Below are 22,726 nucleotides of genomic sequence, written 5' to 3' on the forward strand. Positions count from 1 at the left end.
TCGCAATTCCTTTGGCTAATGAGCGCTGCCGCCCGAGGCCGGGCCATCCGCTCCGCTGGTGCGTGCGTCAAGAGAACCCGTCACCGTCGGTACTCCTTCGGGAACCGTGACGGTTGCAAGGTCAGCCTCGCTGGCCTGCGCACGCTCCCGAGTGGTCATTCTAGACAGTGAGGCGTTGGGCAGGAACACGATCGCGAGAAGGCTGAGGACTGCGAACGGCACAGCGATGAGGAAGGACGACGCGATTCCCTGCGCGTAGATGTCCTCGAAGATGACTCGGAGCGCTGGCGGCATCGCGGCTACGTCGGGCAGCGAACCTGAGTGCAGCTGCTCGACCCAATAGGGTGCCTTGTCCCCGAGTCCGGCGAGTGCTGCAGCGATCTTGCCCTTGGCGTCCCCCAACAATCCGGTCACGCTGGAAGCGAGAGCGGCGCCCATCACTGACACCCCGATCGTTCCGCCGAGACTGCGGAAGAAGGTAACTCCCGAGCTCGCCACACCGATCTCGGTCGGCTTGGCGGTGTTCTGAACGACGAGAACAAGATTCTGCATCGTCATTCCGACGCCGGCGCCGAGCAGGAACATGTAGAGCGATACGAGGGCGAAGTTCGTGTCGTAGTGGATGGTAGCGAGCAGGCTGCTCCCGGCGATCAGGGAGAGCGCACCGACGACGAGGTAGGGCTTCCAGCGGCCGAATCGCGAGATCAGCGCACCGACGACGATCGAGGAGATCAGGAGACCGGCGATCATCGGAATGGTCATCAGGCCGGCCTGCGTCGGCGTCGCGCCGCGGGCGAGCTGCATGTACTGGCTGAGGTAGACCGACGCGCCGAACATGGCGATGCCCGTGGAGATCGACGCGATCACTGACAGGGTGAACGTTCGGTCACGGAATAGCGACAGCGGGATGAGCGGCTCTTTCGATCGCAGTTCGACGATGATGAATGCAATGGCGGCCACCAGCGCGACAGACACCATCCAGATCGTGGTGCCGCTCCACCAGTCGAAGTTCTTGCCCGCTCCTGTCACCCAGATCAGAAGCAGGGACACCGCGACCGAGAGCAGGACGATTCCGGTGTAGTCAATCGAGACCTTCCGGCGCTCGACCTTTGGCAGGCGCAGCGTAACCTGCACGATGATGAGGGCGAGCACCGCAACGGGGAGCGAGACGAAAAAGTTCCACCGCCATCCCAGACCATCGGTGATGACACCTCCGAGGAGCGGTCCACCCACTGTGGCGACAGCCATCACCGCACCGAAGAGGCCCATGTAGCGTCCGCGCTCGCGTGGGCTGAGAATGTCGGCCATGATGACCTGGCTGAGTGCTGCGAGACCACCGGCGCCGACACCCTGAATCGCCCGCGCAGTGATCAGCAGGGTCGGTTCCTGAGCGAATCCGGCGAGTGCGGTCGCGAGCACGAAGATCACGATGGCGATCTGGAAGAGCAGCTTCCGGTTGACCAGGTCGGCGAGCTTGCCCCACACGGGGGTGGAGATCGCCGTGGTCAGAAGAGTAGCTGTGACCACCCACGTGAACGCGGCCTGGTCCCCACCAAGGTCGTGCACGATCACGGGCAATGAGGTCGATACGACCGTGGAGGCCAGCATCGACACGAACATTCCTAGGAGAAGGCCCGACAGAGCTTCTAAGACCCGACGGTGCCCCTTTCCGGACTCGGCAGCGGGAGACTCCGCCGCGCTCGCACTTGACACGATTTACATCCCTTTCAACGACTCGCTCACGCTTGTGAACGATAGTTGACATTACGCATCTATTGGTCACTAGTCAACTAGTTGCCAAGAATCCAGTTCTTTGAGCGATGCGATAGGGAACCGGGTCACTGAGCCTCGGGCGACGGCGAATGGGCCCATGAGCCTCCCCCGCCGCGTCACGCGCCGGCGTCTCGACCGGTCGCGTGCTCGAGCGCCGGGATGTAGCAGTAGTCGAGAAAGTCCGCGAAGGCGGCGTCAGGCATCTGGCCCAGGATGAAGTGGTCGTGTCGCACGACGTCGAACGGCAGAGAGAGCACGCTCGTATGCGGAGTTCCATTTCCGAGCTCGCCGCGCTCGCGCGCGCGGTCGATGATCTGCATGATCACCTCCGTGTTGCGTGTGAGCAGCGAGCGATGAAGGTCAGCCATCTCCGGTGACCCGAGCTGGGCCAGGAGCGAGAGGACGGTCTCGCGATCCTGGGTGGAGAAGAGTGACTGGACCGCGCCCAAGAGCGCAAGCAGATCCCCGCGGAGGGATCCTGTGTCGGAGATTATGATTGGTGTCTCGTCGGCCGCGTTCGCAGTAGCCGCGACGACCATCTGGGCCTTCGTCGACCACCTGCGGTACAAAACGCCTTTGCTCGTCCCAGCCTCCGCCGCGACACCCTCGAAGCTGAGGCCTGCGTATCCGACCTCCGCCAGCTGGTTCTGAATGGCTGCGTAGATCGCAGCTTCTAAGGCCGGCCCTCGTCGCCGCGATTTTCCCGTCACCGGGGACCGCCCCGCATCCGAGCGCCACCGGCGCGCAGGCAAGCTGGCGGAACAGCCGTCGGGTCCACATCTTCTCCATTCACAGCAGTCCGTCCGGCCCCGAGTAGCGGCCCCGACGGTTGCGGGCCTTCTGCGACAAGTTTACGATCGTCGATTAGAGTACGCACCGTACTCTAATCCGGATGCGGTTCCGGATCGAGTGAGGGGCCGACGACGGAGTCGGACAAGGAAGGACGAGTCGATGAGCAATGCGAAAAGCGCCGAACTGGCGATGCCTCGGGGCCTGACGGTAGTGGCACGGACAGAAGACGGAACGTTCGACGACGCGGGCGTCGACATGTGGGAGTTGCGCGCGGCAAAGCGCGCGCTCCTCAACCTCAAGAGTCTCAATCGCGGGCAGAAGATGATGGACCTCCTCGCCGAGCAGATCGAGGACGGGGACATCTTCCACAAGGACCTGATCGCCCGCAGCGGAGGCGGCTACCGCGTCGCCGAGACGATCCTCACTGTGACCGGGATCTCCGCCGCGGACTTCGCGGCCCATCAGGTCCGCAGTATGACGAGCGGCTTCGACGAGGTCGACCAGTTGAAGGCGCACCCCGAGCACTACGTCATGCCGCCTCAGTACGCGACGGGAGGAATCGTCGAGACCATCGGAGAGATGCCGGTGCGCTTCCGGCCCGCGTTCGGTGAGGCCCTCCCTTCAGCGATCACAGACTTTGGTCGGCCGGACGAGTACCCCATCGCTCTGGGTGGAGCACCACTCATCCTGGACGACGGCACCGCCTTCGCCTGGGCGCTCCACGAGGGCCGGGAGACCGGATCCGGAGCCGAATTCGATCTTCGGATCGTCTACGGGGCCGCCGCGTCCGATCTGATGATCCGAGAGCACTCCGAGCACCTGGCGATCGAATTCCGCAACTACGTTCGCGCCGCTGTCGCCGACCCCGGAACGCTGTCGTTCACAGCGACCACTCATGGTGAAAGCGTCCACGACAGCGGCATCGACGCGTGGGAGCTGCGTGCGGCGAAGCGAGCGCTGCGGAACCTGAAGCGCCTGATCCCTGGACAGGACATGGTCGATCTCCTCGCCGATCAGATCGCAGAGTCGGACGAATTCCACCACGCGCTGATCGCACGGGCCGACGGGCGGTACGCTTCCTCGCGCACATTCCTGACCGTCACCGGTATCACGGGGACGCAGTTCATCCAGGAGTTCGTCGCTCAGGCACTTGCCGGAGGCTGGGATCCGCTGGCCACGCACCCCGAGCACTACGTCCAGCCGCCCGCGTATCCGGCGGGGATGGTCGAGACGATCGGCGAACGCCCCACCCGATTCCAGGTGGCAGCCGGAGCCGCACTCCCGGACGCCGTCGAGGAGTTCCGCGACCCCGACTTCGACCTCAGCATCCCGACGGGTCTGCTCTCCCTCGACGACGGCACCCCATTCGCCTTCGCCATTCACCAGGCCCGCGACACCGCCACGGGATGCGAGATCTCCCTGCAGATCATCTACGCCGCAACCGCACCCGCGATCATGCTGCAGGAGCACCGCGAGCACCTCGCGATCGAGTTCCGACACTTCCTCGAGCTCTCTCAATAGAACAAGCGTGCCTCGCCGAGCCGGAGAAGTTTCGGCACGCACTATCGGTGCGGCGGGCGGCGACATCATTCACCGCCCGCCGCACGACCGACGAATGAAAGGAATGCCCGCATGAAGGCCGCGGCGTACAGCGTCAACGGGGAACCGGAAGTCCTCGAGTACGTCGAGATGCCCGACCCTGTGGCAGAAGCAGGGATGGTACGCATCCGAGTGAAATACATCGCGATACAGGGCGGCGATCTGGCTAATCGCCGGCACACGCCCCCTCCGCGACCGCCTCACATCGTGGGCTATCAAGCCTCAGGTGTCGTCGACCAGGTAGGGCCAGCCGTCTCTTCAGTACACCCAGGTGCACGCGTCGTCGTCTTCGGCTGGTCGGGAAGTCATGCGCAACTGCTGACCGTCGACGAGCGACACGTATTCCGCGTTCCCGACGGCCTCTCCCTCCGCGCGGCAGCGACGATCCCTGTCGAGTTCGGCACAGCGAGCGACGCTCTCTTCGAGTTCGCGCGCATGACGGAAGGGGAAACGGTAGCAGTACGGGGTGCGGCCGGTGGCGTTGGGCTGGCGACGGTGAGCCTCGCGAGAAATGCGGGAGCGCGTGTCATCGCCATCGCCGCCCAACCGCAGCGCGTGCAGAAGATCGTAGAGTTCGGAGCAGACGCGGGAATCGACTACCTCGCCGAAGACGTACCCGCTCGGGTGATGGAGCTCACCGACGGTCGGGGTGCGGATGTAGTCATCGACCTCGCCGGTGGCTCCCCCCTTCTGGAGGCGCTCGCGTTCCGCGGACGCTACGGTCTCGTCGGCGGCGCGTCGGGCAAGGCCGTGCACTGGGACCCGCGCAGCCTTGCGACGAAGAGCGCGACTCTGTTCGGATTCGGCTACGGCGGCGTCATCGGTACACACCGCGCACGTGTTGTCATCTCTTCACTGCTGCGCGAAGCGGAGGGCGGACGCATCGGGATCCCCATCGACCGGGTCTACCCACTGTCCCTAGCCGCAGGCGCGCACTCTTACGCGGAAGCGAAACGTCCGGTCGGGCGCGTCCTGCTGGACGCTGACGCATAGCGGAAAACCGCGCAGGTTGGTCAGATCCGCTGCCACGAAAACAGCTCCCCTCGAGCGCCGAACGCGTCGCCTTGGACACGCCCCGGCGCCAGCCGACGGTGCCGGCACCAGCCAACTTCGCAGCAACAGTCGTCCGCTACGCCTCGGCCAGCAGCGAGGAGGCTGCTCTCTTCGACTCGAGCGAGGCCAACACGATGCGGCTCCCCGCCGCCCTTTCGCGGTTCGCCCGGCCTGCCGGTTGCCCCATGAGGAATCACATCATCCGTGCAGGTCATGACGAGGCGCAAAACGAGGTCGCGTTACGTTAGCGCCCTCGACGACGGGCGACTCTTCCGCGCCACGGACGCCCGCCGCCAAGGGAGAACTGGGACGGCGTGTTCGACGATTCCACGCCTCTTGCCACCGCCCACTCATCACCGTGACCGCGCACGACAGGCAGCGCACCTCACCCTCGAATCGCGCCAGGCCGAGATTCACGAGGTGGGTGAGGCGGCGCTCATCCGCCATTGAGCTCGCCGCTGCCAACACGAAGAGAGCCGCTCCGGCGCGTTCAGCCCGGAGCAGTTCGAGGCGAGGATGTGTCTGGGGAAGATCCCTACGCCGCGAAACGTAGTCGGCGATCTCCGCCGTGCCGTAGCGAGCCTCACCATCCGCGGTGACGAGAGTGGCGCCGGCTGCGAACACCTCGCTCACCACGTCGGATCGCCCATCGAGGATGGCGTCCCAGAACCGGCGGAGGAACACATCGAGTTCTTCCGATGAGACGGGAGCCTCGCCCCGCGAATCCACGGGCTCACTGATCGACACCGATCCTCCTCACGGCCCGACTAGAGTGATTTAGATACGGTCCGTACCCAATGTTCATTCTAGAAGGCGCCCACGCACGCGTGCAAGAGCACTCCTCGGATTTGGCCGAGTCAGAGCGCTCCCTTGTTCGGATCTCCGACTGGCACAGCAGTCAGCACCGCGAGCTCCTGGGGACGCGCGAGGAGCGGCGCGATGGCCCGCTTGAGCGCGGCGACCGGCTCGCCGGCGGAATGCTGATCGAGAAGCTCACGGTTCGCCCACTTCTCGATCTGCACGACGCTTCCATCGCGACCGCGGTTCACCGAGTACAGCAGGCAGCCGTCTTCCTGATGGATGGCAGGCACTGTTGCCCGGAGTGCGGCGATCAGGTCCTCCTGGCGGCCGGCATGGGGCGTGAATGTGGCGATGACGATGATGGCGTCCGACATGTGATCCTCCTCTTTCTCAGGTGGTCGATTCGACCTCGTCGGGGTAGCGGACCCCCACGATGCCGCGCAGTTTGTCCATGGTCCGCATCGTGGCGATGCTCTCGTCGAGCGGCACGATTGCACTCTCGTTTGCGCCCGCGTGGATCGCGGAGGTGACCGCGCGCAGTTGGTGGGCGTACCCGAAACCGACATGCTCGACGGTGCGCTCCTCGGGGGCGGAGCCGGCGACGTTGACGACGAATCCGGCGGGGCTGTGGATCGGGCCACGCGTGCGTACCCAGCCGCGAGAGCCGACGATCGTGACCTCGCCTGGCCCGTACGAAGCGAAGGATGCGACGACGTCGGCTCGCCGACCGCCACCGTACTCGAGGGACGCGAGAATTTCGGCATCGACCCCGTTCGGTGACAGCGTCCCGCTCGCGGTGAGGCCGCGTGGCTGACCGAAGACGGCGGCCGCCCACGTCAATGGATACGACCCCATCTCCAGCAGGGCGCCAGCGGCGTTGTCCGGCTTCCACAGACGACTGTCGGTGTCGAATGGGACCGGGAAGCCGATGTCGGCGGCTAGGCGCCGCGGCTCCCCGATGCGACCGGATCGGACCTCGGCGAGTAGAGCCAGGACGGATGGGATGAATCGCGTCCACACGGCCTCCATGAGGAAGACGCCGGACGCACGCGCCTCCTCGACCAGTCGTTCAGCCTGTGCGGCATTCACAGTGAAGGGCTTCTCACACAGGACGTGCTTGCCCGCTCGCAACGCTGTCAGCGCGACCGCGAAGTGGGAGTCGTGCGGCGTCGCCACGTAGACGACGTCAACTGCAGGCTCCTCCAACAGCGCGCTCAGGCCGGATGCGCCCGCGCCCGCGAACGGCGCACCGAACCCGTCTGCGAAACGCTGCGCCGACGCCAGGCGGGAGGCCACGACACCGACCAGCCGGGCGTCGGGCAGCAGTTGGAGATCAGCGACAAGCTTCGACGCGACGGCGCCGGCACCGACGACACCCCAGCCCAGCCTCCGCCCGGTGGGGGTGAGGACGGCGTCCGTCACGCGTCGCGTCGAACGGCGGCAAGCGCCGACTCGATCGCCGAAACCACTTCAGGCGAGTCGGGCAGAGTCTTCGGACGGAACCGAGCGACCTCGCCGTCACCGCGACCGACGAGGAACTTCTCGAAGTTCCACTCGACATCCCCCGCTTCCCCGTTCGCGTCGGCGTACTGGGTGAGTCGGGTGAAGAGCGGGTGCGCCGTCGGTCCGTTGACCTCGACCTTCTCGGCCATCGGGAACGTCACTCCCCAGGTCAGGGAGCAGAACTCCTTGATCGCGTCGGCGGAATCGAGTTCCTGGTTGAACTGGTTGCTCGGGAATCCGACCACCGTGAATCCCCTCGGGCCGTACTTCTTCTGCAACTCCTCCAGTGCCTCGTACTGCGGGGTGAGGCCGCATCGGGACGCCACATTGACGACGAGCACCACCGGAGCCCCGAGCTCTCCGAGACTGGTGGTCTCACCGTCGATCGTCTGAAAAGGGATGTCCTGCATCGTCATCTGAGTCTCCGATTCGGGTTGCTGTTCTGTCTCTTGTGTGCGGCGGGTTGTGTCAGTGCCTGAGAGCACGCACGGAGGGGTCGGTGGCAAGGGCGAAAACCCGTTCCGCGTTCGAGCGTCCGATCAGGCCACGCTCGTACCCGGACATCTCGGCCCCGTCGAACCAGTCGGTCGCCTCCGACTGGGACTCGAATGGGTAGTCGAGGGCGAACATGATGTTCTCCGCGCCCAGGGTGGAGATCGCACATCGCAGTGGAGGGTCCGAGAACACACCCGAGGTGGCGACGAGCAGGTTGTCGCGGAGGAAGCGGCTGGGGGTCTTGCCGCTCCCCGAGTACCATCCCATCGCGCGGGCGCGCGAGTCGAGACGGGCAGCGAGATACGGGATCGTCTCTCCAAGGTGGCCGAGGATCACCCGCGCGTTCGGATGCCGGTCGAAGACGCCGCCGAAGACCAGCCGGAGGAAGTGAGTTCCGGTCTCCATCGTCCAGCCCCACACTGCTCCCGCTAGCTCTTCCCGACCGACCAGGTTCGCCGGGAACACCGGTGGCGTCGCAGGGTGGAGGAAGACAGGGACGTCGAGCGCTTCGACGGCCGACCAGAAGACCTCGAATCGGGGATGGTCGAGGTAGAGGCCGTTGGTCGGACCGAACAGCATGACACCGCGCAGCCCGAGCCCCTTCACGGCCCGCTCGAGCTCGATGGCGCCCGCCTCCGGATCCTGAAGGGCGATTGTGGCGAATCCCTGATAGCGGTCGGGCCGCCCGGCGACCACCCCAGCGAGATAGTCGTTCGCCTCGGCAGCCATCCGCTCGGCCATCAACCGGTCGAGCAGTGGTTGGACGGTGCCGACGTTGGAGAGGATCGCCAGATCGATTCCCGTGTTGTCCATCGCCGCCAGCCGATTCGCACCGACGTCCTCGAGGACAGGACGGGTCGCCGCGATACCGGCGTCGGGAATCATAGGAACGCTGTCACGCCAGAGCGCGACGTGGGCGTCGTCGGGTACGACGATGTGTTCCTCGATAGCGATGACGTTTCGCATGACGATCCTCTCCGTTGTGTCAGTCGCGGTTCATTCCGCGGCGCGTCGGCGGCGGGTCAACCATCGGGCACCGTCGCCGACCACATCCCAGATGTCAGCGTCATCGGCGATGACGTCGAGTTCGAGGATCTCCCACTCGATCGATCCATCGCCCGCCACAAGTGCGGATTCGAGGTCGATGCCACCCGTGCCAGCAGCGACCTGAGGCGCTCCCAGGACGCCGTCGCCGTCCTTCACGTGAACGTAACGGACACGGTCACGCCACTTCGTGAGAAGCGGGCCGAGATCCTGGCCGGCGCTCTGGGCCCAGAACAGATCGATCTCGAGAGCGATGGACGGGTCGAGCGCGTTCACGAAGACGTCGAATGCGGGCGTTCCGCCCAGGTCTTCCCACTCGAACCAGTGGTTGTGGTAACCGATGCCGATGCCGTGACCGGCGGCGACCTGTGCGAGAGCGTTGAAGCGATCGGCGAAACGCAGGAGGCGATCACGGTTCGAGAAGACGTCGCGCGGGAATCCGAGGACGCGCTCGGGCGTGGACGATATGGCGATCGGTGCCCCGGTCTCGACGACCTCCTCGAAGAGCCAGTCGCTCTCCTCGATGGTGGGCAGGATGGTGTGGACACCGGTCAGGGCAAGCCCCGCATCCGCAACCTGCTCACGAAGCAGGCGGGCGCGTTCGAGTCGCTCCGAGCGGAAGGAGTTCGCTTCGCCGACGCCAGCTGCTTCGACTCCGGCGATCCCGAGCGCGGCTACCTGCGCGAGGGTTCCGGTACGGTCCTCGGCCCAAGGCCCCTTCAACGCGTAGAGCTGGACAGCGGTCTGTGCAGTCATGGGAATGCCTCCTAGAGGGTACGGGCGAAGGGATCGAAGCCGACGGGGAGAAGCGGGACGGGGTCGATGCTCGTCGCGATGTCGACGAACTCGCCGCGCTCGATCGACTCCTCGGCGGAGACCAGCGCGTCGAGCACGTGGGTTCCCAGCTCTCCGGTCGCCACATGCGGGCGTTCCTCGCGGATAGCCCGACCGAGGTCGAGCACACCGAGGCCGCGCGCGGTCAGAGCGCCTTCCGGTTCGATGTCCTCCCAGACGATTTCGTGGTCCAGCGACCGGTTCGCGGGATCGGGCGCGTGTGCGAGGCGGATGCGGCCGGTGAAGCGGTTCGGATCCGGGATGGAGAGGGTCGCTTCGCTGCCGTAGATCTCGAAGAAGCCCATCCGCTGAAGCTGCGTGTCGAAGCTGAGCACGCTCTGCGCGACCCCTCCGCCCTCGAACTGGGCGAGCGTTGCGACGTGCGTCGGCACGTTGACGGCGAACTCGGTGCCTGCGAGCGGGCCGGAACCGACCACACGGGTGTCGGTGGACTTCGCCCCGTGCGCCGCGATCCGGCTGAAGGACCCGAAGATGTTGGCCAAGGCCGTGAAGTAGTACGGCCCGAAGTCGAACAGTGGACCGGCGCCCGGCTGGAAGAGGAATTCCGGGTTGGGGTGCCCCAGCTGCGGGCCCGGGGTCTGGAAGAGGGTCTGGGCCGACAGCGGAACGCCGATCGCCCCGCTCTCGATGATGCGGCGCACGGTCTGCATGCCTGGGCCGAGCAAGGTATCGGGTGCGACGCCCAACCGCAGACCCTTCTCGGACGCCAGCCTCACGAGCGCCGCACCCTCCGACCGGGTCACCCCGACGGGCTTCTCACTCCAGACGTTCTTGCCGGCCTCCAGCGCGGCGGCCGAGACCTCGGCGTGAGCGGCAGGGATGGTGAGGTTGACGACGATCTCGACGGCATCGTTGTCGATGACATCGGTGGCCGTGCCACTCTTCGGGACCTCGAACTCCTGAGCGCGCGCCGCCGACCGGTCGGTGTCGAGGTCGCCGACGATCACGACGTCGACGTCCGGGAAGGACTTCAGATTCTCCAGGTAGCTGGCGCTGATCGCACCGGCGCCGATGACGCCGACGCGGATGGGCCCGTTGGTCACGGCCACGTTGTTCTCCTCTTGCGTTGTGTGGGTGTGAAGCACCGGCGACCGGGTGGTGCAGTCAGGAGACCACCCGGTCACCGGTCGTCGGAGGCCTACTTCCAGGCCGCGTCCATGGATTCCAGGACCTGTTCGGGAGTCTGCTGCCCGGTCAGAAGACCCTGGATGCCGGTCATGAAGGCGTTGTACACGTCACCGTTCGGCCACTCGAGGTTCGGAGTGGAGACGGTCTTCTGATCCTTCAAGTAGGGACCGAAGTTCGACAGATCCTCCGGCACGACGCCCTTGGCCGAGTCCTGCAGCGAGATCGCCGACACGGCGTCGGTATAGATCTTCGCGTTGGCGGGCTCGCCCACGTAGTCGACGAAGGCCTTCGCCGCGGCGAGGTTCTTGCTCTTCGCGTTCACCACGAGCGCGTCGGTGTAGCCCACCAAGGCGCGGGTGTTGGCGCTGGAGGTGCCGGGGAACGGGAAGATGCCGAGCGTGTCCTTGTCGCTGATCGCCTTCACCGCGTTGATGACGCCGGCCGGGCCGGGCATCGTGAGCGCGCTGGTCTCCGCGACCTGCGAGAAGGCCTGGTTGGTCTGAGTGCCGGCCACGCCGGGCACGAAGCAGCCGGCGTCATTCATCTTCGTGACGACCTGGAGAGCCTGCTTCCACTCGGGGGTCTTGGCGAAGGTGGTCTTATCGGCGGCGCGCTGCGCGTTCCAGTCCGGGATCTTCGAGTAGACGTAGCTCGCCGCGATCGACTGCCCGAGCACGCCCGGGTTCTGACCGGCGGCGGCGGCGACGGTCATGATCGACTTGCCGTCCTTCTTGGCGACCGAGCAGGCGTCGAGCAGGTCGTCGACGGTCTTCGGAACCTGGATACCGAGACTGTCGAAAACGGTCGAGTTGTAGACGATTCCGACCGCCACCTGCGCCAGCGGGAGACCATAGACCTTGTCCTTGTAGAGGTACAAGGATTCCGCGGCCTTCGGGATGTCCTTCGTCCATGCGGAGTCGAAGGAGGCGAGCTGCCCTGCCTTGGCGAGCGGCTGAACCGAAGTCGTCTGGCCCGATCCGCCGTTGCTGTAGAAGACGTCGGGGCCGTTGCCGCCTCGCAGCTGGGTGAGGATCGTCTGTGTGATCGAGTTGGCCGGCAGGTAGGTGACGTTGATCTTGACCTTCGGGTGCTCCTGCTCGAACGCCTTGATCAGCGCGTCCATCGGGGCCTGCTGTGAGCCGGCTCCGAAGTCGATCTTCAGCGCGCCGGAAAGTTCGCCGTTCGCGGCGGTCGACTGCGAGGACGGCGAGCCCGAGCACGCGGTCATCGTCAGCGCAGCGGCTGCGATCACTGCGGCGACGGCCAGTCGCCGGGTCTTAGAGTTCGACATTGACTCTCTCCTTGGTGTGGGTTGTGCGGTGCGGGTGCATTCGACGCGGTCAGCCTTTGAGGCCGCCGGCGAATCCTTTGACCATCTGGCGCTGGGCGATGATGAAGAACGCCAGCATGGGGATGAGGGCGATGATCACGGCGGCGAAGATCAGGTTCCACTGGGAGGTGAATTCGCCGACGAACGAATAGATGGCGAGGGGCAACGTGGCGTTGTCAGTGCCGCCGAGGAAGATCAACGGATTGAAGAAGTCGTTCCAGATGCTGATGCTCGCGAGGATGGCCACCGTACCCGTGATCGGGCGGAGCAGGGGGAAGACGATCGAGAAGAAGACGCGTGGCTGGCTTGCCCCGTCCATGCGTGCCGCCTCTTCGTAGTCTCGCGGTAGAGCGCGTGCGAACCCGGTGTAGAGGAAAACGACCAGCGGGAGTTGGAGTCCGACTTCGAGCAGGATCATGCCGGCGAAGTTTCCGACCAAGCCCAATTCGCGGAAAGCCGAGTAGACCGGGACGATGCCGAGCTGGAAGGGCAGGATGATCCCGATCGCGAAGATCAAGTACAGCACGTTGCCGAGCGCACCCCGGCGTCGAGAGATCGTATAGGCGCACGCGGACCCGATCACGATCAGAATCAGCACTGACGCGACGGTGACGATGAGACTGCTCAGCATGGACGAGCTGATCGGAAGCCCCGCCGTGCCCTGCCAAGCCGAAGCGAAGTTGCTGAAGTCGAGGGAACTCGGCGGCTTGATGGCCGGCTCGAGCAGCTCGGACGACGGACGCAGCGCGATGTTGATCAGGAAGTAGAACGGGATCCACCAGAGCAGCGCGACGAGCATCATCGCCAGCTCCCGCCACCACTGCGAGAGGACTCGGACGAAACGCGTGCGCATCAGATCTTCCTTTCACGCGACTGCAGAAACTGAAGCTGCAGGAGCGCGATGATGAGGACGAGGACAGTGAGGATGAGGGCTGTCGCCGAGCTGTAGCCGAACCGCCCGCTCACGAACGCCTGCTTGTAGATCTCGGTCGTGAGGCTTTCGGAAGCACCGACCGGTCCCCCGCCGGTGAGCGCAACGATCTGGTCGAACACGCGCAAACCGATGATGAGCGTCAGCGTGAGCGAGATCGTCAGCGACGGTGCGAGGAGCGGGAACGTGACACTTCGGAATCGCGCCCAGCCCGACGCGCCGTCGACCGAGGCTGCCTCGTTGAGCTCGTCAGGGATGGCCTCGAGACCGGCGATGTAGATGACCATCGTCTGCCCGGAGAACTGCCAGATGAGGACGATGATGATGGTCCAGATGGCGAATGTGGGTGAGCCGAGCCAGGCCTGTTTCAGGCTGCCCAGACCGATGAAGTCGAGGAAACCGTTGAGCGGACCGCTGTAGTCGAAGATGTACTGCCAGATGTACGACACCGCCAGCGAGCTGAGAACGACCGGCGCGAAGAAGAATGCCCGCAGTGCGAAGCGCGACTTCAGCCGGCGGTGCAGAGCCACCGCGAGCGAGAGCCCGATGACGTTGGAGCCGATCACGAAGCAGACGGCGATGAGGAGTGTGTTGAACAGCGCGCCGCGCGTGGTCGGGTCGGAGAAGATCTCTGCGAAGTTGTCGAAGCCGATGAAGTTCGCCGAGGCGGAGATCCCGTCCCAGTCGGTGAACGCATAGACGCCACCTGCTCCGACCGCGACGTAGTGAATCCCGAGAGTCAGGACCACCGCGGGAATCGCCCAGATCAATGAGGCTTGCAGCGCGTCCTTGGACTTGCGCTTCCGCTTCTCGGGGGTTCGCGCCACTCGTGTGGGTGAAGCGGCGACTTCGGTGTCGTTCATGGGGCCTCTCTGCCATCCGCGAGTGCGAACATTTCTCTGACTCGCTTCGACAAAAGTAACGCGGATATCCGCATAAGTCAATCGGATCTACACAGAAGTTGAGAAACGAGGCTGACGAGTCGGCGCCTGGACGTCTCCGGAGCGGAGAGTCAAGCGGGTCAGACGCGCGCCGCGACGTCCCGGACGCGTTCCAGCGCGGGATAGGCCGGACCTTCCGTGGTGAACCACCGTCGGAGCAGGGTCGGCTGGAGGACCTCGTCCACGACCAGACTGGCAGCGCCGACGATGCCCGCACGCGCCTCGAGGTCGGAGGTCTGGATCACCAGCGAGTGCGTCGTGATCGGGAGGCTCTGGTTGTATACCGCCTCTTTGACGCGCGAGACCACGAGTTCGCTCCGCACAGGAATGGAGCCCCCCAGGATGATGAGCGAAGGATTGAAGACGTTCACGACGGCAGCGACGGCTCCGCCCAAGGTCGTTCCCGCATCGGCGAGCAATCGCCAGCTCGTGCTGTCTCCGCGCTCGACACCCTCCAGCACATCGAAGAACGTGATCGAACCGTTTTCGGCGAGGGCTTGCGCGAGGTGCTCGCTCTGCCCCGCTGCTGCGAGCTCGGCGGCGTGGTGCGCGATGCCCAAGCCGCCGGCGACCGAGCCTAGGCAGCCGATGTGCCCGCACACGCAGACGATCCGAGGATCATCCGACACCTTGACGTGCCCGAGCATCCCTGCAGCTCCGTCCCCACCTCTGTATAGGCGGCCACCGGAGACGAGACCTGCGCCGATCGCGGCCCCCATCTTCACGAAAAGGAAGTTCTGGTGTCCGGCCCCTGCACCCTTGCGGAGCTCGCCGAGTGTGAGCAGGGCGACATCGTTCTCAACCCAAACCGGGATGCCGAGAGCGTCCTCAAGATACTGCCGGACCGGGAACTTGTTCCAGCCCGGGCTGACGACGGGGTGAAGCGGGATGCCGCGCGACGAGTCCACTGGTCCTGGGATACTCATGCCCAGACCCCAGGCCGGAGCATCGGGAACCGCGGGGTCGATGAGGAGGTCACGCAGCGTTTCGATGATCGCATCCAGAGCCGCATGGGGTCCGAGCGAAGCGTCGACGGCACGGGTGGCCGATGCGTAGATCTCGCCATCCAGGTCGGTGATGGCTGCGGAGAAGTTGGTGACCCCGGCCGAAGCCGCGAGAACGAGACCACCCTTCGTGTTGAAGGTGAACTCGCGCGGCGCCCGACCTCCAGTCGAGGCAACGGTGTCACCTTCCACAATGAGCCCCGCGGCGGTCAGCTGTGCGAGCCGCTGATTGAGGGCGTCACGCCCCATATCCAATTCGTTCGTGAGCGCTGGGCGCGTCGCCCCACCGGAGTCCCGGATCATCCGGACCACACGCGAGGCATCACGGATTTGAGTCGCGTTCGCCTCACTCTGCAGCATGGAGCCATTATCGCGTGCTCTGGCACCCGAGCGGACCCCGGTCGACTTCATGATGCGCTCGCCTCCCGAACCGACTTGAGTGCACCGGACCACGCCACGACACGATCGAGAACAGTGTCGAGCGCGCGTTCAGCTGAGGGCGCCGGATCGAAGGCGGTCCGTTCCCGGAAGTCGGTGAAGAGCGAGAGCGCGACCTGCGCGCGCACCGTCGCCATGTCGACGCCCGCGGCGATGAGTCGCAGCTGTTCGACCGCGCGCGCGGCGCCCACCGTCCCGTAGCCAACAAACCCGGCCGCCTTGTCGTTCCACTCCGTGTAGAGGAAGTCGATCGCGTTCTTGAGCACGCCCGGGACCGCGTGGTTGTACTCCGGGGTGACAAACACGAAGCCGTCGAAGCGCGAGATCACCTGCGACCACTCGTGCGAGTGCTGTTTCGTGTAGAGCTCGAGCGACGGCTGGTTGGGCTCGTCGAGGTGGGGAAGCGGGTGATCGGCCAAGTCGATCAGCTCATACACCGCGTCCTGACGGCCCTCGGTACGGCGCATCACCCAATCGGCAACATCTTTCCCCCTGCGGCCGGGACGCGTGGACCCGAGCACGACACCGATGCGGATCATGCGTTGCTCCTTTCCTGTGCTTCGCACCCTCGGAGGACCCCCATGATGGTCGCTATCGTTCCGCTCATCACAGTGATCCCCCCTGAATCACGACGCGGGCCGGCGCGTGCCGCGTCTCCGCCCGCGCGATCGCCGACCGATACTCTTCGAAGGGGAAGACCTCGGGTTCAGGGAGCACGAGCCCCCCGGTGACGACCAGGTCCGCCAGCAGAGCGAGCGTCTGCGGGTGCATGCCCTGACGTCCCACCCTCCGAACTCCATACTTCGTCGGATCGGTGGCGACGGTGTTGATCCGTTCGCGGGGAACCCCGAGTTCGATCGCCTGTTCGATCGTCTCGTCGCCCCACTGGTCGAAAGCCACCGTGATCCCACTCCCCGCAGCGTTGCGGATCCGGTCGACCCCTCCCTCACCGTAAGCGACCGGGATGATCCCGACACTGTGAAGAAAGGGATGGTTCCGTGTGCTGGCCGTACCGATGACGGTGGCACCCGTCCGCCTGGCTAGCTGGGCGAGGATGACTCCCACTCCCCCGTTCGCGGCCGACACGAGAGCCGTGTCGGCCGCGGTGACGGATTGCGACGCCAGCGCATCGTAGGCGGTGGAGCCGGCGACGGCGAGCGACCCGGCGACGCTCCACGGGAGTGCTCCCGGCTTGGCTGCGACTTGGCTCCGATCGACGAGGACGTATTCGGCGAGTGCGGCGAACGCCGTGCTGCCGAAGACCTCGTCTCCGGGACGGATGTCGGCCACCTCGGCCCCCACCGCGTCGACGACCCCGGCGAAGTCGCTGCCGGTACCGCTCGGAAACGTGATCCGGAAGATCTCCTGGCGAAGCCCACGGCGAACGAGGAAGTCGACGGGGTTCACTCCGGTCGCGACCACACGGACCAGCAGCTGTCCGGGGCCGGGCTTCGGCGTCGGGAGCCGCACGGTCTCGAGCACCGCGGTCCCGCCGTAGCGGGAGAACTGGACGGCTTTCATCTCAGTCCTGGTTGCTGAACGCGGCGTCGAAGGACGCCGTGGGGGTCTTCCAGAGCAGCGAGCGGATGTAGCCGACGGCCTCTTTCGCGCCGTGCAGGCGGTCCATGCCGGCGTCCTCCCACTCGATCGAGATCGGGCCGGTGTAGCCGATGGATTCGAGGGCGCGGAAGGAGTCCTCCCACGGCACATCCCCGTGCCCGGTGGAGACGAAGTCCCAGCCGCGGCGCGGGTCGCCCCAGGGCAGGTGCGAACCCAGCACGCCGGCGCGGCCGTTGCGCGGGCGCAGGCGCGTGTCCTTGCAGTCCACGTGGTAGATGCGGTCCTGGAAGTCGACGATGAAGCCGACCGGGTCGATGTCCTGCCACATCATGTGCGACGGGTCCCAGTTGAAGCCGAACGCCGTCCGGTGGTCGATGGCCTCCAGCGACCGCACCGACGACCAGTAGTCGTACGCGATCTCCGACGGGTGCACCTCGTGCGCGAACCGCACGCCCTCGCCGTCGAAGACGTCGAGGATCGGGTTCCAGCGGTCGGCGAAGTCCTGGTACCCGGCGTCGATGACGGAGGCGGGAACCGGCGGGAACTGCGCCACGTACGGCCAGATCTTCGATCCCGTGAACCCGACGACCGTGTCCACGCCCAGCTTGCGCGCGACCTTCGCCGTCAGCTTCAGCTCCTCGGCCGCGCGCTGGCGCACACCCTCCGGGTCGCCGTCGCCCCACACCTTCGAGCCGACGATCGCCTGGTGGCGGAAGTCGATCGGGTCGTCGCAGACCGCCTGGCCCTTGAGGTGGTTGGAGATCGCCCACACCTTCAGGCCGTACTTGTCCAGGATGTCGAGGCGGCCCTGCAGGTACGCGTCGTCCTCCGCGGCCCGCCACACATCCAGGTGCTCCCCCGACGCCGCGATCTCGAGGCCGTCGTAACCCCACTCGCTCGCGAGCTTCGCCACCTCCTCCAGCGTCAGATCGGCCCACTGGCCGGTGAACAGCGTGACCGGGTGCGTGCTCTTCAGTTCGGTCACTTGTCGAATCCCGTCAGTTCGCGGGCCTCGGCGGCGTCGGTGACGACGTGCGAACCGAGACGGTCGACCGTTCGACGCACGAGCGCCTGCTGTCCGGCGATCATGTCGAACGGGTCGGAGGTGTTGTTCCAGTGGAACCCCTCCCACTCGGTGGAGATGGTCTTCGAATAGCCGTTCTCGACGAAGACCTCGAGGATCTTGGGGATCGGCACCGCGGTCTCGTTGCCGTCCGCGTCGAGTTCGTAGAACTTGCCGTGGGTATGCACCGCCCAGGGCAGGATCTCGGCCCACTCCTCCGGGCTTCCGTGGCCGAACAGCTCGGTGGCGTTGACCGCGAGTTCGATGGCCAGATCGTTCTCGCCGTGGCTGTGCGCGAGCTCGACGATCTCGCCGAAGTACTCGTGCGCCTTGACGTCGTCGAGCTGGGCACCCTGAGAGTGCAGGGTGTTCCAGAAGTCGTCGACGGCGTCCACGAGCTCGGGCTTGACACCACGGTCACGGTACTTCTGGATCAGCGTGCGCGGCATCCGATCCATCGTGGACCCCCAGTCCGGGATGAAGCCGAGCAGCGGGGAGCCCAGCTTCTCGTAGCGCTCGAGAAGCGCCTGCATGACGGGGTGGTGCACGGAGTGCGGGGCGTGGAGTTCCATTCCGAGAGCGATATCCTCGCGTTCGGCGATGGGGAGCAGTCGCTCCATGTCGTCGGGCGTGACCGAGAATTGCACGCGCACGATGCGGAAGCCGAGCTTCTTCGCGGCGAGGATCTGCGCGGTCATGTACTCGACCAGTTCGTCGTTCGTCAGGCGGCGGTCACGGCGCAGGCCGGCGTCGGCGTTCGCTCCGAGTGCCGTGGGGATCAGGCCCACCTCGTCGATCAGCGAGCGGAAGCTCGAGGCGAACTCGTCGCTCACGTTCGGGAAGTTCCGGATGCTCTGGAATCCGACGATCTCGAGCCCCGGACCGAGACCTCGGCGGGCGACTTCGCGGATGAGCTCGTCGAAGGCCAGCTTCCGCGAGTGGAACAAACGTGTGAACGAGTAGAGGGTCACTCCCTGGATCGGCGTGCCCAGTGCGGTCAGGGTGCTCATGCGGTAACGCCTTCCTTGACCGGCATGGTCTTGATGTCCTGCTCGCCGATGGCGATGAAGCCGGGCCCGGCAGGCAGGTATGGGATGTAGAGGCCGACCTTGGCGCGCACCGTGTGCTCGCCCTTGACAGCGACTGCCTCGGGCCAATCGCCCTCGATGACGGCCGAGTCGAGTACGTACCACCATTCGTCGAACCGTGGAGGCAGCTCGTCGAGCGTGTAGGTGGTGCCGTTCACCGTCCAGGTGAGGGAATCACGCTCGATGTCGTGTCCGTCGATGGCGAACTCGACGCCGGTGATCGATGAGAGCGGGAGAGCGCGGTACCAGGGGATACGGACGGAGATGGCGGCGCGTGCGCCGCGCTTCTCGAGCGTCCCCTGCTCGATGATCCGGTCAGGGAGCATGTGTTCTGTCCTTTCGTGTCCGCTAATCGCGGAGGAGGTCGACGATGCGTCGAGCGCCGCGGACGGCGAGGGCGACGCTGGTCGCGGTGGGGTTGCAGGCGGTGGCGGTTGGGATGACACCGTTTCCGCCGACGAAGAGGTTGCTGGTGCCCCAGACCTTGCTGTCCGTGTCACAGACGCTGGTCCCGTCATCGGCCGTACCCATACGGGTCGTGCCCATGTAGTGCAACGAGCTGCCCGCCGGCATCACGATCGGAGGCCGGTCGTCGACGAGCCGTCCGAGAGCGTTCGCGAGCTCGGTGATCCTGGCCGAGGCCGCGGTGAGCGTGCGCCGGTCCGTCTCAGTGAGCGTGTAGTGGATGCTGATCTGCGGCATGCCGAAGTAGTCGACCTCGGTCGAGCTGAACTCGACCCGGTCGCTCGCCTGAATGTCCTTCGTACAGAAGAACCCGAGGCCGACGATGGAGCCGGGCCACGGCTCGGTGACCCCTTCGATCGGCACCGGGGACGCATCCATCTGGACGATCTGCCCGTGGAAGGGGAAGGTCTCACGGTCGTACGGGATCCAGCTGACACCGCTCAGCGGGTCGACCGTGCCTGCGGCCGTCTTAGCCGGCCGGTCGCCCGTCGGGATGAACCTGTCGTCGAGCTGGAGGACGCCCAGAACCTGCGGGTGATCATTGAGGTAACGGCCGAGCGCCTCCGGACGGATGCCCGACGCCCACAACAGCTGCGGGGTGCGCAGGGCATCACCGGCGACGACGACGATCCGGGCGGCGACCTCATAGGTCTCTCCCGTCGCTCTGTCCTTCATTACGGCGCCCGTGACGGTGGTGCCGTCTCTGAGCAGCCGTGAGGCGAGCGTCTCACTGCGCAGCTCGAACCCGTCATGGGTCCCCGTTGCCAGGTCGCCGAGGATGACGTCGGGTCCCGTCCAGTAGCGATCGCCGTTGCCGTCGACGGTGATGCCGAGGGGCATCGGTTGCACGATGCGATCCGCCGGACGCCCGGCGTTCAGCTGCTCGCCCAGCAGGGCGCGCACCTCATCGCCGAGCGGAGTGTCCCGGAAGGCGTCCTGGGTCACATGGAGCAGCTCCCAGCCCGCCGCGAACAGCTCATCGAACTCGTCCCTGGGAATGAGGTCGATGCGCTCACCGTCACCGGGAGGCGGGCACGCGCATGTCCAGTGGGAACCCATGCCGCCGACGTTGGCCGACATCGCGGCACCGGGCATTCCGTCCTCGCCGGGGAGCCTGGCGGTGGCGCCGAGCAGAAACGTCCCGGGGCGGGCGACGACCGGGGCGTCCTCGGACGTGCGCGAGCTTCCGCCGCCCGCGCCGTACCGGTACTGATCCGGCCCCTGGGCGGCGATCTGCGCCGTCTCGAACTCGTCCTTGTCGACGATGGTCTTGACATGCCGACCGGCCGGGGTCGCGATCTGGGGCCCGGCCTCGACCATAAGGACGGACAGTGTCGGATCGAGGTCGCGGATCGTCCGGGCGTACGCGCTCCCGATCGGACCGCTGCCGACGATCAGGACGTCGACCGATTCCCTCTCCGGCATAGTTCAGGCCACCGAATAGGTCTTGGTGAGGGTGGTCGGGTGGGTGCCGGAATACGAGACGCGGAGCCACTCAGTGAATGTCACCGTGTGCTCGCCCGGTGCCAGTCCCCCGGCCACCGCGACCGACAGGGTCGCGGGCTCGGTGAATCCCCAGCGGTCGTCGAAGATCTCGCCCATCTGGTCGGCGCGGTAGCTGTTGCCGTGGACTGTGAAGGTGATCTCCTCGGTGGGAACGGCCACACCGTCCACGGTGAGGGCCACATCGACCATCGACAGGCCGAGGCCGCGGTAATAAGCGATGCGCGTGTCCACCGCATAGCCGGTGACGGAGCCGTCCGTCTCGACGTTGCGAAGGGTGTCGTCCACCAGGATGTACTTGTCGAACATTGTCTGCGTTTTCCTTCCGGCTCAGGCTTGGGTCTCGCCGAGGAGCTTGGCGAACATGGCGTGCTGGCGTCGGACCTGTTCGACGCTGTCGACCTCGTGGATGTCCTGGATGTGACGGTTCCCCTCGTACTCGCTGGAGAGGTAGCCGTTGTAACCGCCCTCGATGAGAACGGGGATGATCTCGTCGTACGGGATCGAGTACTCCGTCTCGTCGTCGAGCATCTCGTAGAACTTCGCCTGGATGTGGAAGAGGTACGGCATGTGCGGCAGCATCGTCTTCGGATCGACCCAGTTGTACATGCACGCGGCGTTGGCGAGGGCGAGGTCGGCAGGATTGCCACCCGCCCAGTTGATCTCCACCGGTAGCACCTGGAGGTCGGTGGCCTCGTGATCGTTGTAGACCTTCACGATCTTGTCGACGAGCTTCGGGGTCGCACCGTCACGCAATGCCCGCTCGATCTGGATCCGGGGGAACTTCCTGACGAACGTGCCCATGTCGGGAAGGAGTCCGAGGTAGCCGTTGTCGACCTTGTGGATCACATCGATGAAGGGAAGCACCCATCGCTGGTCGTAGCGCATGGGCGAGTGGATCTCGACGGCGAGCTTGACGTCGTATTCCTCCGCGTACGGAGCAGCCTTCTCGAAGACCTCCGGCGGAGTATTGATGATGACGCGGATGACTTTGCACCCCAGCTTGTTCGCCAGCTTGATGTCGCGCACCAACGACTCGACGCCCTCGTCGATGGTCATCAGGCGATCCTTGCGACGCTTCAGGTCGATGAACATGTCGTACGCGGTCGGCGTCGTCCCGTACTTCTCGTGGAGGCCGAACCACTCGGCGATCTGCTGATCCGTGAGGTTCGGGAAATTGTCGTACGACTGCTCCGGGATGATCTCGATGCCTCGGGCGCCGAACGATGCAGAAGCGGCGATCGCGCTCTCGAGATCGAGCTTCCCCAGGAAGATCTCCTCCTGGTAGGAGTAGAGGCTCACACCCCGCTTGATGTTGTGCTGGACCATCCGGTCGTCCTTCCTATTGGTTGTGGAGAGA

Annotated in this window: 23 protein-coding genes; 2 read left to right on the forward strand and 21 right to left on the reverse strand. The window is 65.5% G+C overall.

Annotated elements, in window-relative coordinates; genetic code table 11:
• Positions 1-15 precede the first annotated feature (15 nt).
• Positions 16-1,620, reverse strand: coding sequence for an MDR family MFS transporter (locus tag ACFVU2_RS01635; protein ID WP_387870172.1), 1,605 nt, complete (start codon positions 1,618-1,620; stop codon positions 16-18).
• A 269-nt stretch (positions 1,621-1,889) separates the two neighbouring features.
• The gene (locus ACFVU2_RS01640; protein WP_387870174.1) at positions 1,890-2,483 is read right to left on the reverse strand and encodes a TetR/AcrR family transcriptional regulator; all 594 of its coding nucleotides are present in this window, start codon (positions 2,481-2,483) and stop codon (positions 1,890-1,892) included.
• Positions 2,484-2,724: 241 nt separating this feature from the next.
• Here ACFVU2_RS01640 and ACFVU2_RS01645 point away from each other — a divergent pair, with 241 nt between their 5' ends.
• Positions 2,725-4,086 carry a hypothetical protein gene (locus ACFVU2_RS01645; RefSeq protein WP_387870176.1) on the forward strand — a complete coding sequence of 454 codons (1,362 nt, stop codon included), beginning with the start codon at positions 2,725-2,727 and terminating at the stop codon, positions 4,084-4,086.
• A gap of 111 nt (positions 4,087-4,197) precedes the next feature.
• Positions 4,198-5,157 carry a zinc-binding alcohol dehydrogenase family protein gene (locus ACFVU2_RS01650; protein WP_387870177.1) on the forward strand — a complete coding sequence of 320 codons (960 nt, stop codon included), beginning with the start codon at positions 4,198-4,200 and terminating at the stop codon, positions 5,155-5,157.
• A gap of 258 nt (positions 5,158-5,415) precedes the next feature.
• Here the strand turns inward: ACFVU2_RS01650 and ACFVU2_RS01655 are convergent, their stop codons facing one another.
• The 19 genes from ACFVU2_RS01655 to ACFVU2_RS01745 all read right to left on the reverse strand — a co-directional run bounded on the left by ACFVU2_RS01655 (position 5,416) and on the right by ACFVU2_RS01745 (position 22,695).
• Positions 5,416-5,964, reverse strand: coding sequence for a hypothetical protein (locus ACFVU2_RS01655; RefSeq protein ID WP_387870179.1), 549 nt, complete (start codon positions 5,962-5,964; stop codon positions 5,416-5,418).
• Between the two features lie 110 nt (positions 5,965-6,074).
• A complete protein-coding gene (locus ACFVU2_RS01660) occupies positions 6,075-6,392 on the reverse strand; it encodes a putative quinol monooxygenase (protein ID WP_387870180.1) in 318 nt (105 codons plus the stop codon).
• 16 nt (positions 6,393-6,408) lie between these two features.
• Positions 6,409-7,440, reverse strand: coding sequence for a Gfo/Idh/MocA family protein (locus tag ACFVU2_RS01665; protein ID WP_387870182.1), 1,032 nt, complete (start codon positions 7,438-7,440; stop codon positions 6,409-6,411).
• Positions 7,437-7,937, reverse strand: a complete 501-nt coding sequence (locus ACFVU2_RS01670) for a glutathione peroxidase (RefSeq protein ID WP_387870183.1) — start codon at positions 7,935-7,937, stop codon at positions 7,437-7,439. The genes ACFVU2_RS01665 and ACFVU2_RS01670 overlap by 4 nt, the downstream gene beginning before the upstream one ends.
• A gap of 52 nt (positions 7,938-7,989) precedes the next feature.
• Positions 7,990-8,982, reverse strand: a complete 993-nt coding sequence (locus ACFVU2_RS01675) for an amidohydrolase family protein (RefSeq protein ID WP_387870185.1) — start codon at positions 8,980-8,982, stop codon at positions 7,990-7,992.
• Positions 8,983-9,012: 30 nt separating this feature from the next.
• Positions 9,013-9,816, reverse strand: a complete 804-nt coding sequence (locus ACFVU2_RS01680; RefSeq protein WP_387870187.1) for a sugar phosphate isomerase/epimerase family protein — start codon at positions 9,814-9,816, stop codon at positions 9,013-9,015.
• Between the two features lie 11 nt (positions 9,817-9,827).
• Positions 9,828-10,964 (reverse strand): Gfo/Idh/MocA family protein, encoded by a 1,137-nt coding sequence (locus ACFVU2_RS01685; RefSeq protein WP_387870188.1) that lies wholly within the window; start codon positions 10,962-10,964, stop codon positions 9,828-9,830.
• Between the two features lie 89 nt (positions 10,965-11,053).
• Positions 11,054-12,334 (reverse strand): ABC transporter substrate-binding protein, encoded by a 1,281-nt coding sequence (locus ACFVU2_RS01690; protein WP_387870190.1) that lies wholly within the window; start codon positions 12,332-12,334, stop codon positions 11,054-11,056.
• A gap of 49 nt (positions 12,335-12,383) precedes the next feature.
• Positions 12,384-13,226, reverse strand: a complete 843-nt coding sequence (locus ACFVU2_RS01695; RefSeq protein WP_387870191.1) for a carbohydrate ABC transporter permease — start codon at positions 13,224-13,226, stop codon at positions 12,384-12,386.
• On the reverse strand, positions 13,226-14,167 hold the full coding sequence (locus ACFVU2_RS01700; protein WP_387870193.1) for a carbohydrate ABC transporter permease: 942 nt from the start codon (positions 14,165-14,167) through the stop codon (positions 13,226-13,228). Before ACFVU2_RS01700 ends, ACFVU2_RS01695 begins: the two co-directional genes overlap by 1 nt.
• Before the next feature lie 158 nt (positions 14,168-14,325).
• Positions 14,326-15,609, reverse strand: coding sequence for an ROK family protein (locus ACFVU2_RS01705; RefSeq protein ID WP_387870195.1), 1,284 nt, complete (start codon positions 15,607-15,609; stop codon positions 14,326-14,328).
• Positions 15,610-15,656: 47 nt separating this feature from the next.
• Entirely contained in the window at positions 15,657-16,226 is a 570-nt protein-coding gene (locus ACFVU2_RS01710) for an NADPH-dependent FMN reductase (RefSeq protein ID WP_387870197.1), read from the reverse strand.
• A 67-nt stretch (positions 16,227-16,293) separates the two neighbouring features.
• Positions 16,294-17,208 carry an NADP-dependent oxidoreductase gene (locus ACFVU2_RS01715; RefSeq protein WP_387870198.1) on the reverse strand — a complete coding sequence of 305 codons (915 nt, stop codon included), beginning with the start codon at positions 17,206-17,208 and terminating at the stop codon, positions 16,294-16,296.
• Position 17,209: 1 nt separating this feature from the next.
• Entirely contained in the window at positions 17,210-18,232 is a 1,023-nt protein-coding gene (locus ACFVU2_RS01720; RefSeq protein WP_387870200.1) for a sugar phosphate isomerase/epimerase family protein, read from the reverse strand.
• Entirely contained in the window at positions 18,229-19,320 is a 1,092-nt protein-coding gene (locus ACFVU2_RS01725; RefSeq protein WP_387870202.1) for a sugar phosphate isomerase/epimerase family protein, read from the reverse strand. The genes ACFVU2_RS01720 and ACFVU2_RS01725 overlap by 4 nt, the downstream gene beginning before the upstream one ends.
• On the reverse strand, positions 19,317-19,724 hold the full coding sequence (locus tag ACFVU2_RS01730) for a DUF6379 domain-containing protein (RefSeq protein ID WP_387870204.1): 408 nt from the start codon (positions 19,722-19,724) through the stop codon (positions 19,317-19,319). Before ACFVU2_RS01730 ends, ACFVU2_RS01725 begins: the two co-directional genes overlap by 4 nt.
• Before the next feature lie 22 nt (positions 19,725-19,746).
• On the reverse strand, positions 19,747-21,288 hold the full coding sequence (locus ACFVU2_RS01735) for a GMC oxidoreductase (protein ID WP_387870206.1): 1,542 nt from the start codon (positions 21,286-21,288) through the stop codon (positions 19,747-19,749).
• A gap of 3 nt (positions 21,289-21,291) precedes the next feature.
• Complete coding sequence (locus tag ACFVU2_RS01740; protein WP_387870208.1) at positions 21,292-21,675, reverse strand: DUF6379 domain-containing protein; 384 nt, start codon at positions 21,673-21,675, stop codon at positions 21,292-21,294.
• 21 nt (positions 21,676-21,696) lie between these two features.
• On the reverse strand, positions 21,697-22,695 hold the full coding sequence (locus ACFVU2_RS01745; protein WP_387870209.1) for a sugar phosphate isomerase/epimerase family protein: 999 nt from the start codon (positions 22,693-22,695) through the stop codon (positions 21,697-21,699).
• Between the last annotated feature and the right edge of the window lie 31 nt (positions 22,696-22,726).

Origin of the sequence: Leifsonia sp. NPDC058194, assembly GCF_042883605.1 — a bacterium.
Lineage (GTDB): Bacteria > Actinomycetota > Actinomycetes > Actinomycetales > Microbacteriaceae > Leifsonia.

What these genes read in the sequence shown, in the direction of transcription:
- ACFVU2_RS01735 (WP_387870206.1), bottom strand. Translation starts at nt 21,288, where the DNA reads ATGCCGGAGAGGGAATCGGTCGACGTCCTGATCGTCGGCAGCGGTCCG.
- ACFVU2_RS01725 (WP_387870202.1), bottom strand. Translation starts at nt 19,320, where the DNA reads ATGAGCACCCTGACCGCACTGGGCACGCCGATCCAGGGAGTGACCCTC.
- ACFVU2_RS01635 (WP_387870172.1), bottom strand. Translation starts at nt 1,620, where the DNA reads ATGTTCGTGTCGATGCTGGCCTCCACGGTCGTATCGACCTCATTGCCC.
- ACFVU2_RS01690 (WP_387870190.1), bottom strand. Translation starts at nt 12,334, where the DNA reads ATGTCGAACTCTAAGACCCGGCGACTGGCCGTCGCCGCAGTGATCGCA.
- ACFVU2_RS01660 (WP_387870180.1), bottom strand. Translation starts at nt 6,392, where the DNA reads ATGTCGGACGCCATCATCGTCATCGCCACATTCACGCCCCATGCCGGC.
- ACFVU2_RS01705 (WP_387870195.1), bottom strand. Translation starts at nt 15,609, where the DNA reads ATGCTGCAGAGTGAGGCGAACGCGACTCAAATCCGTGATGCCTCGCGT.
- ACFVU2_RS01745 (WP_387870209.1), bottom strand. Translation starts at nt 22,695, where the DNA reads ATGGTCCAGCACAACATCAAGCGGGGTGTGAGCCTCTACTCCTACCAG.
- ACFVU2_RS01710 (WP_387870197.1), bottom strand. Translation starts at nt 16,226, where the DNA reads ATGATCCGCATCGGTGTCGTGCTCGGGTCCACGCGTCCCGGCCGCAGG.
- ACFVU2_RS01675 (WP_387870185.1), bottom strand. Translation starts at nt 8,982, where the DNA reads ATGCGAAACGTCATCGCTATCGAGGAACACATCGTCGTACCCGACGAC.
- ACFVU2_RS01670 (WP_387870183.1), bottom strand. Translation starts at nt 7,937, where the DNA reads ATGACGATGCAGGACATCCCTTTTCAGACGATCGACGGTGAGACCACC.
- ACFVU2_RS01645 (WP_387870176.1), top strand. Translation starts at nt 2,725, where the DNA reads ATGAGCAATGCGAAAAGCGCCGAACTGGCGATGCCTCGGGGCCTGACG.
- ACFVU2_RS01740 (WP_387870208.1), bottom strand. Translation starts at nt 21,675, where the DNA reads ATGTTCGACAAGTACATCCTGGTGGACGACACCCTTCGCAACGTCGAG.
- ACFVU2_RS01650 (WP_387870177.1), top strand. Translation starts at nt 4,198, where the DNA reads ATGAAGGCCGCGGCGTACAGCGTCAACGGGGAACCGGAAGTCCTCGAG.
- ACFVU2_RS01700 (WP_387870193.1), bottom strand. Translation starts at nt 14,167, where the DNA reads ATGAACGACACCGAAGTCGCCGCTTCACCCACACGAGTGGCGCGAACC.
- ACFVU2_RS01680 (WP_387870187.1), bottom strand. Translation starts at nt 9,816, where the DNA reads ATGACTGCACAGACCGCTGTCCAGCTCTACGCGTTGAAGGGGCCTTGG.
- ACFVU2_RS01715 (WP_387870198.1), bottom strand. Translation starts at nt 17,208, where the DNA reads ATGAAAGCCGTCCAGTTCTCCCGCTACGGCGGGACCGCGGTGCTCGAG.
- ACFVU2_RS01730 (WP_387870204.1), bottom strand. Translation starts at nt 19,724, where the DNA reads ATGCTCCCTGACCGGATCATCGAGCAGGGGACGCTCGAGAAGCGCGGC.
- ACFVU2_RS01695 (WP_387870191.1), bottom strand. Translation starts at nt 13,226, where the DNA reads ATGCGCACGCGTTTCGTCCGAGTCCTCTCGCAGTGGTGGCGGGAGCTG.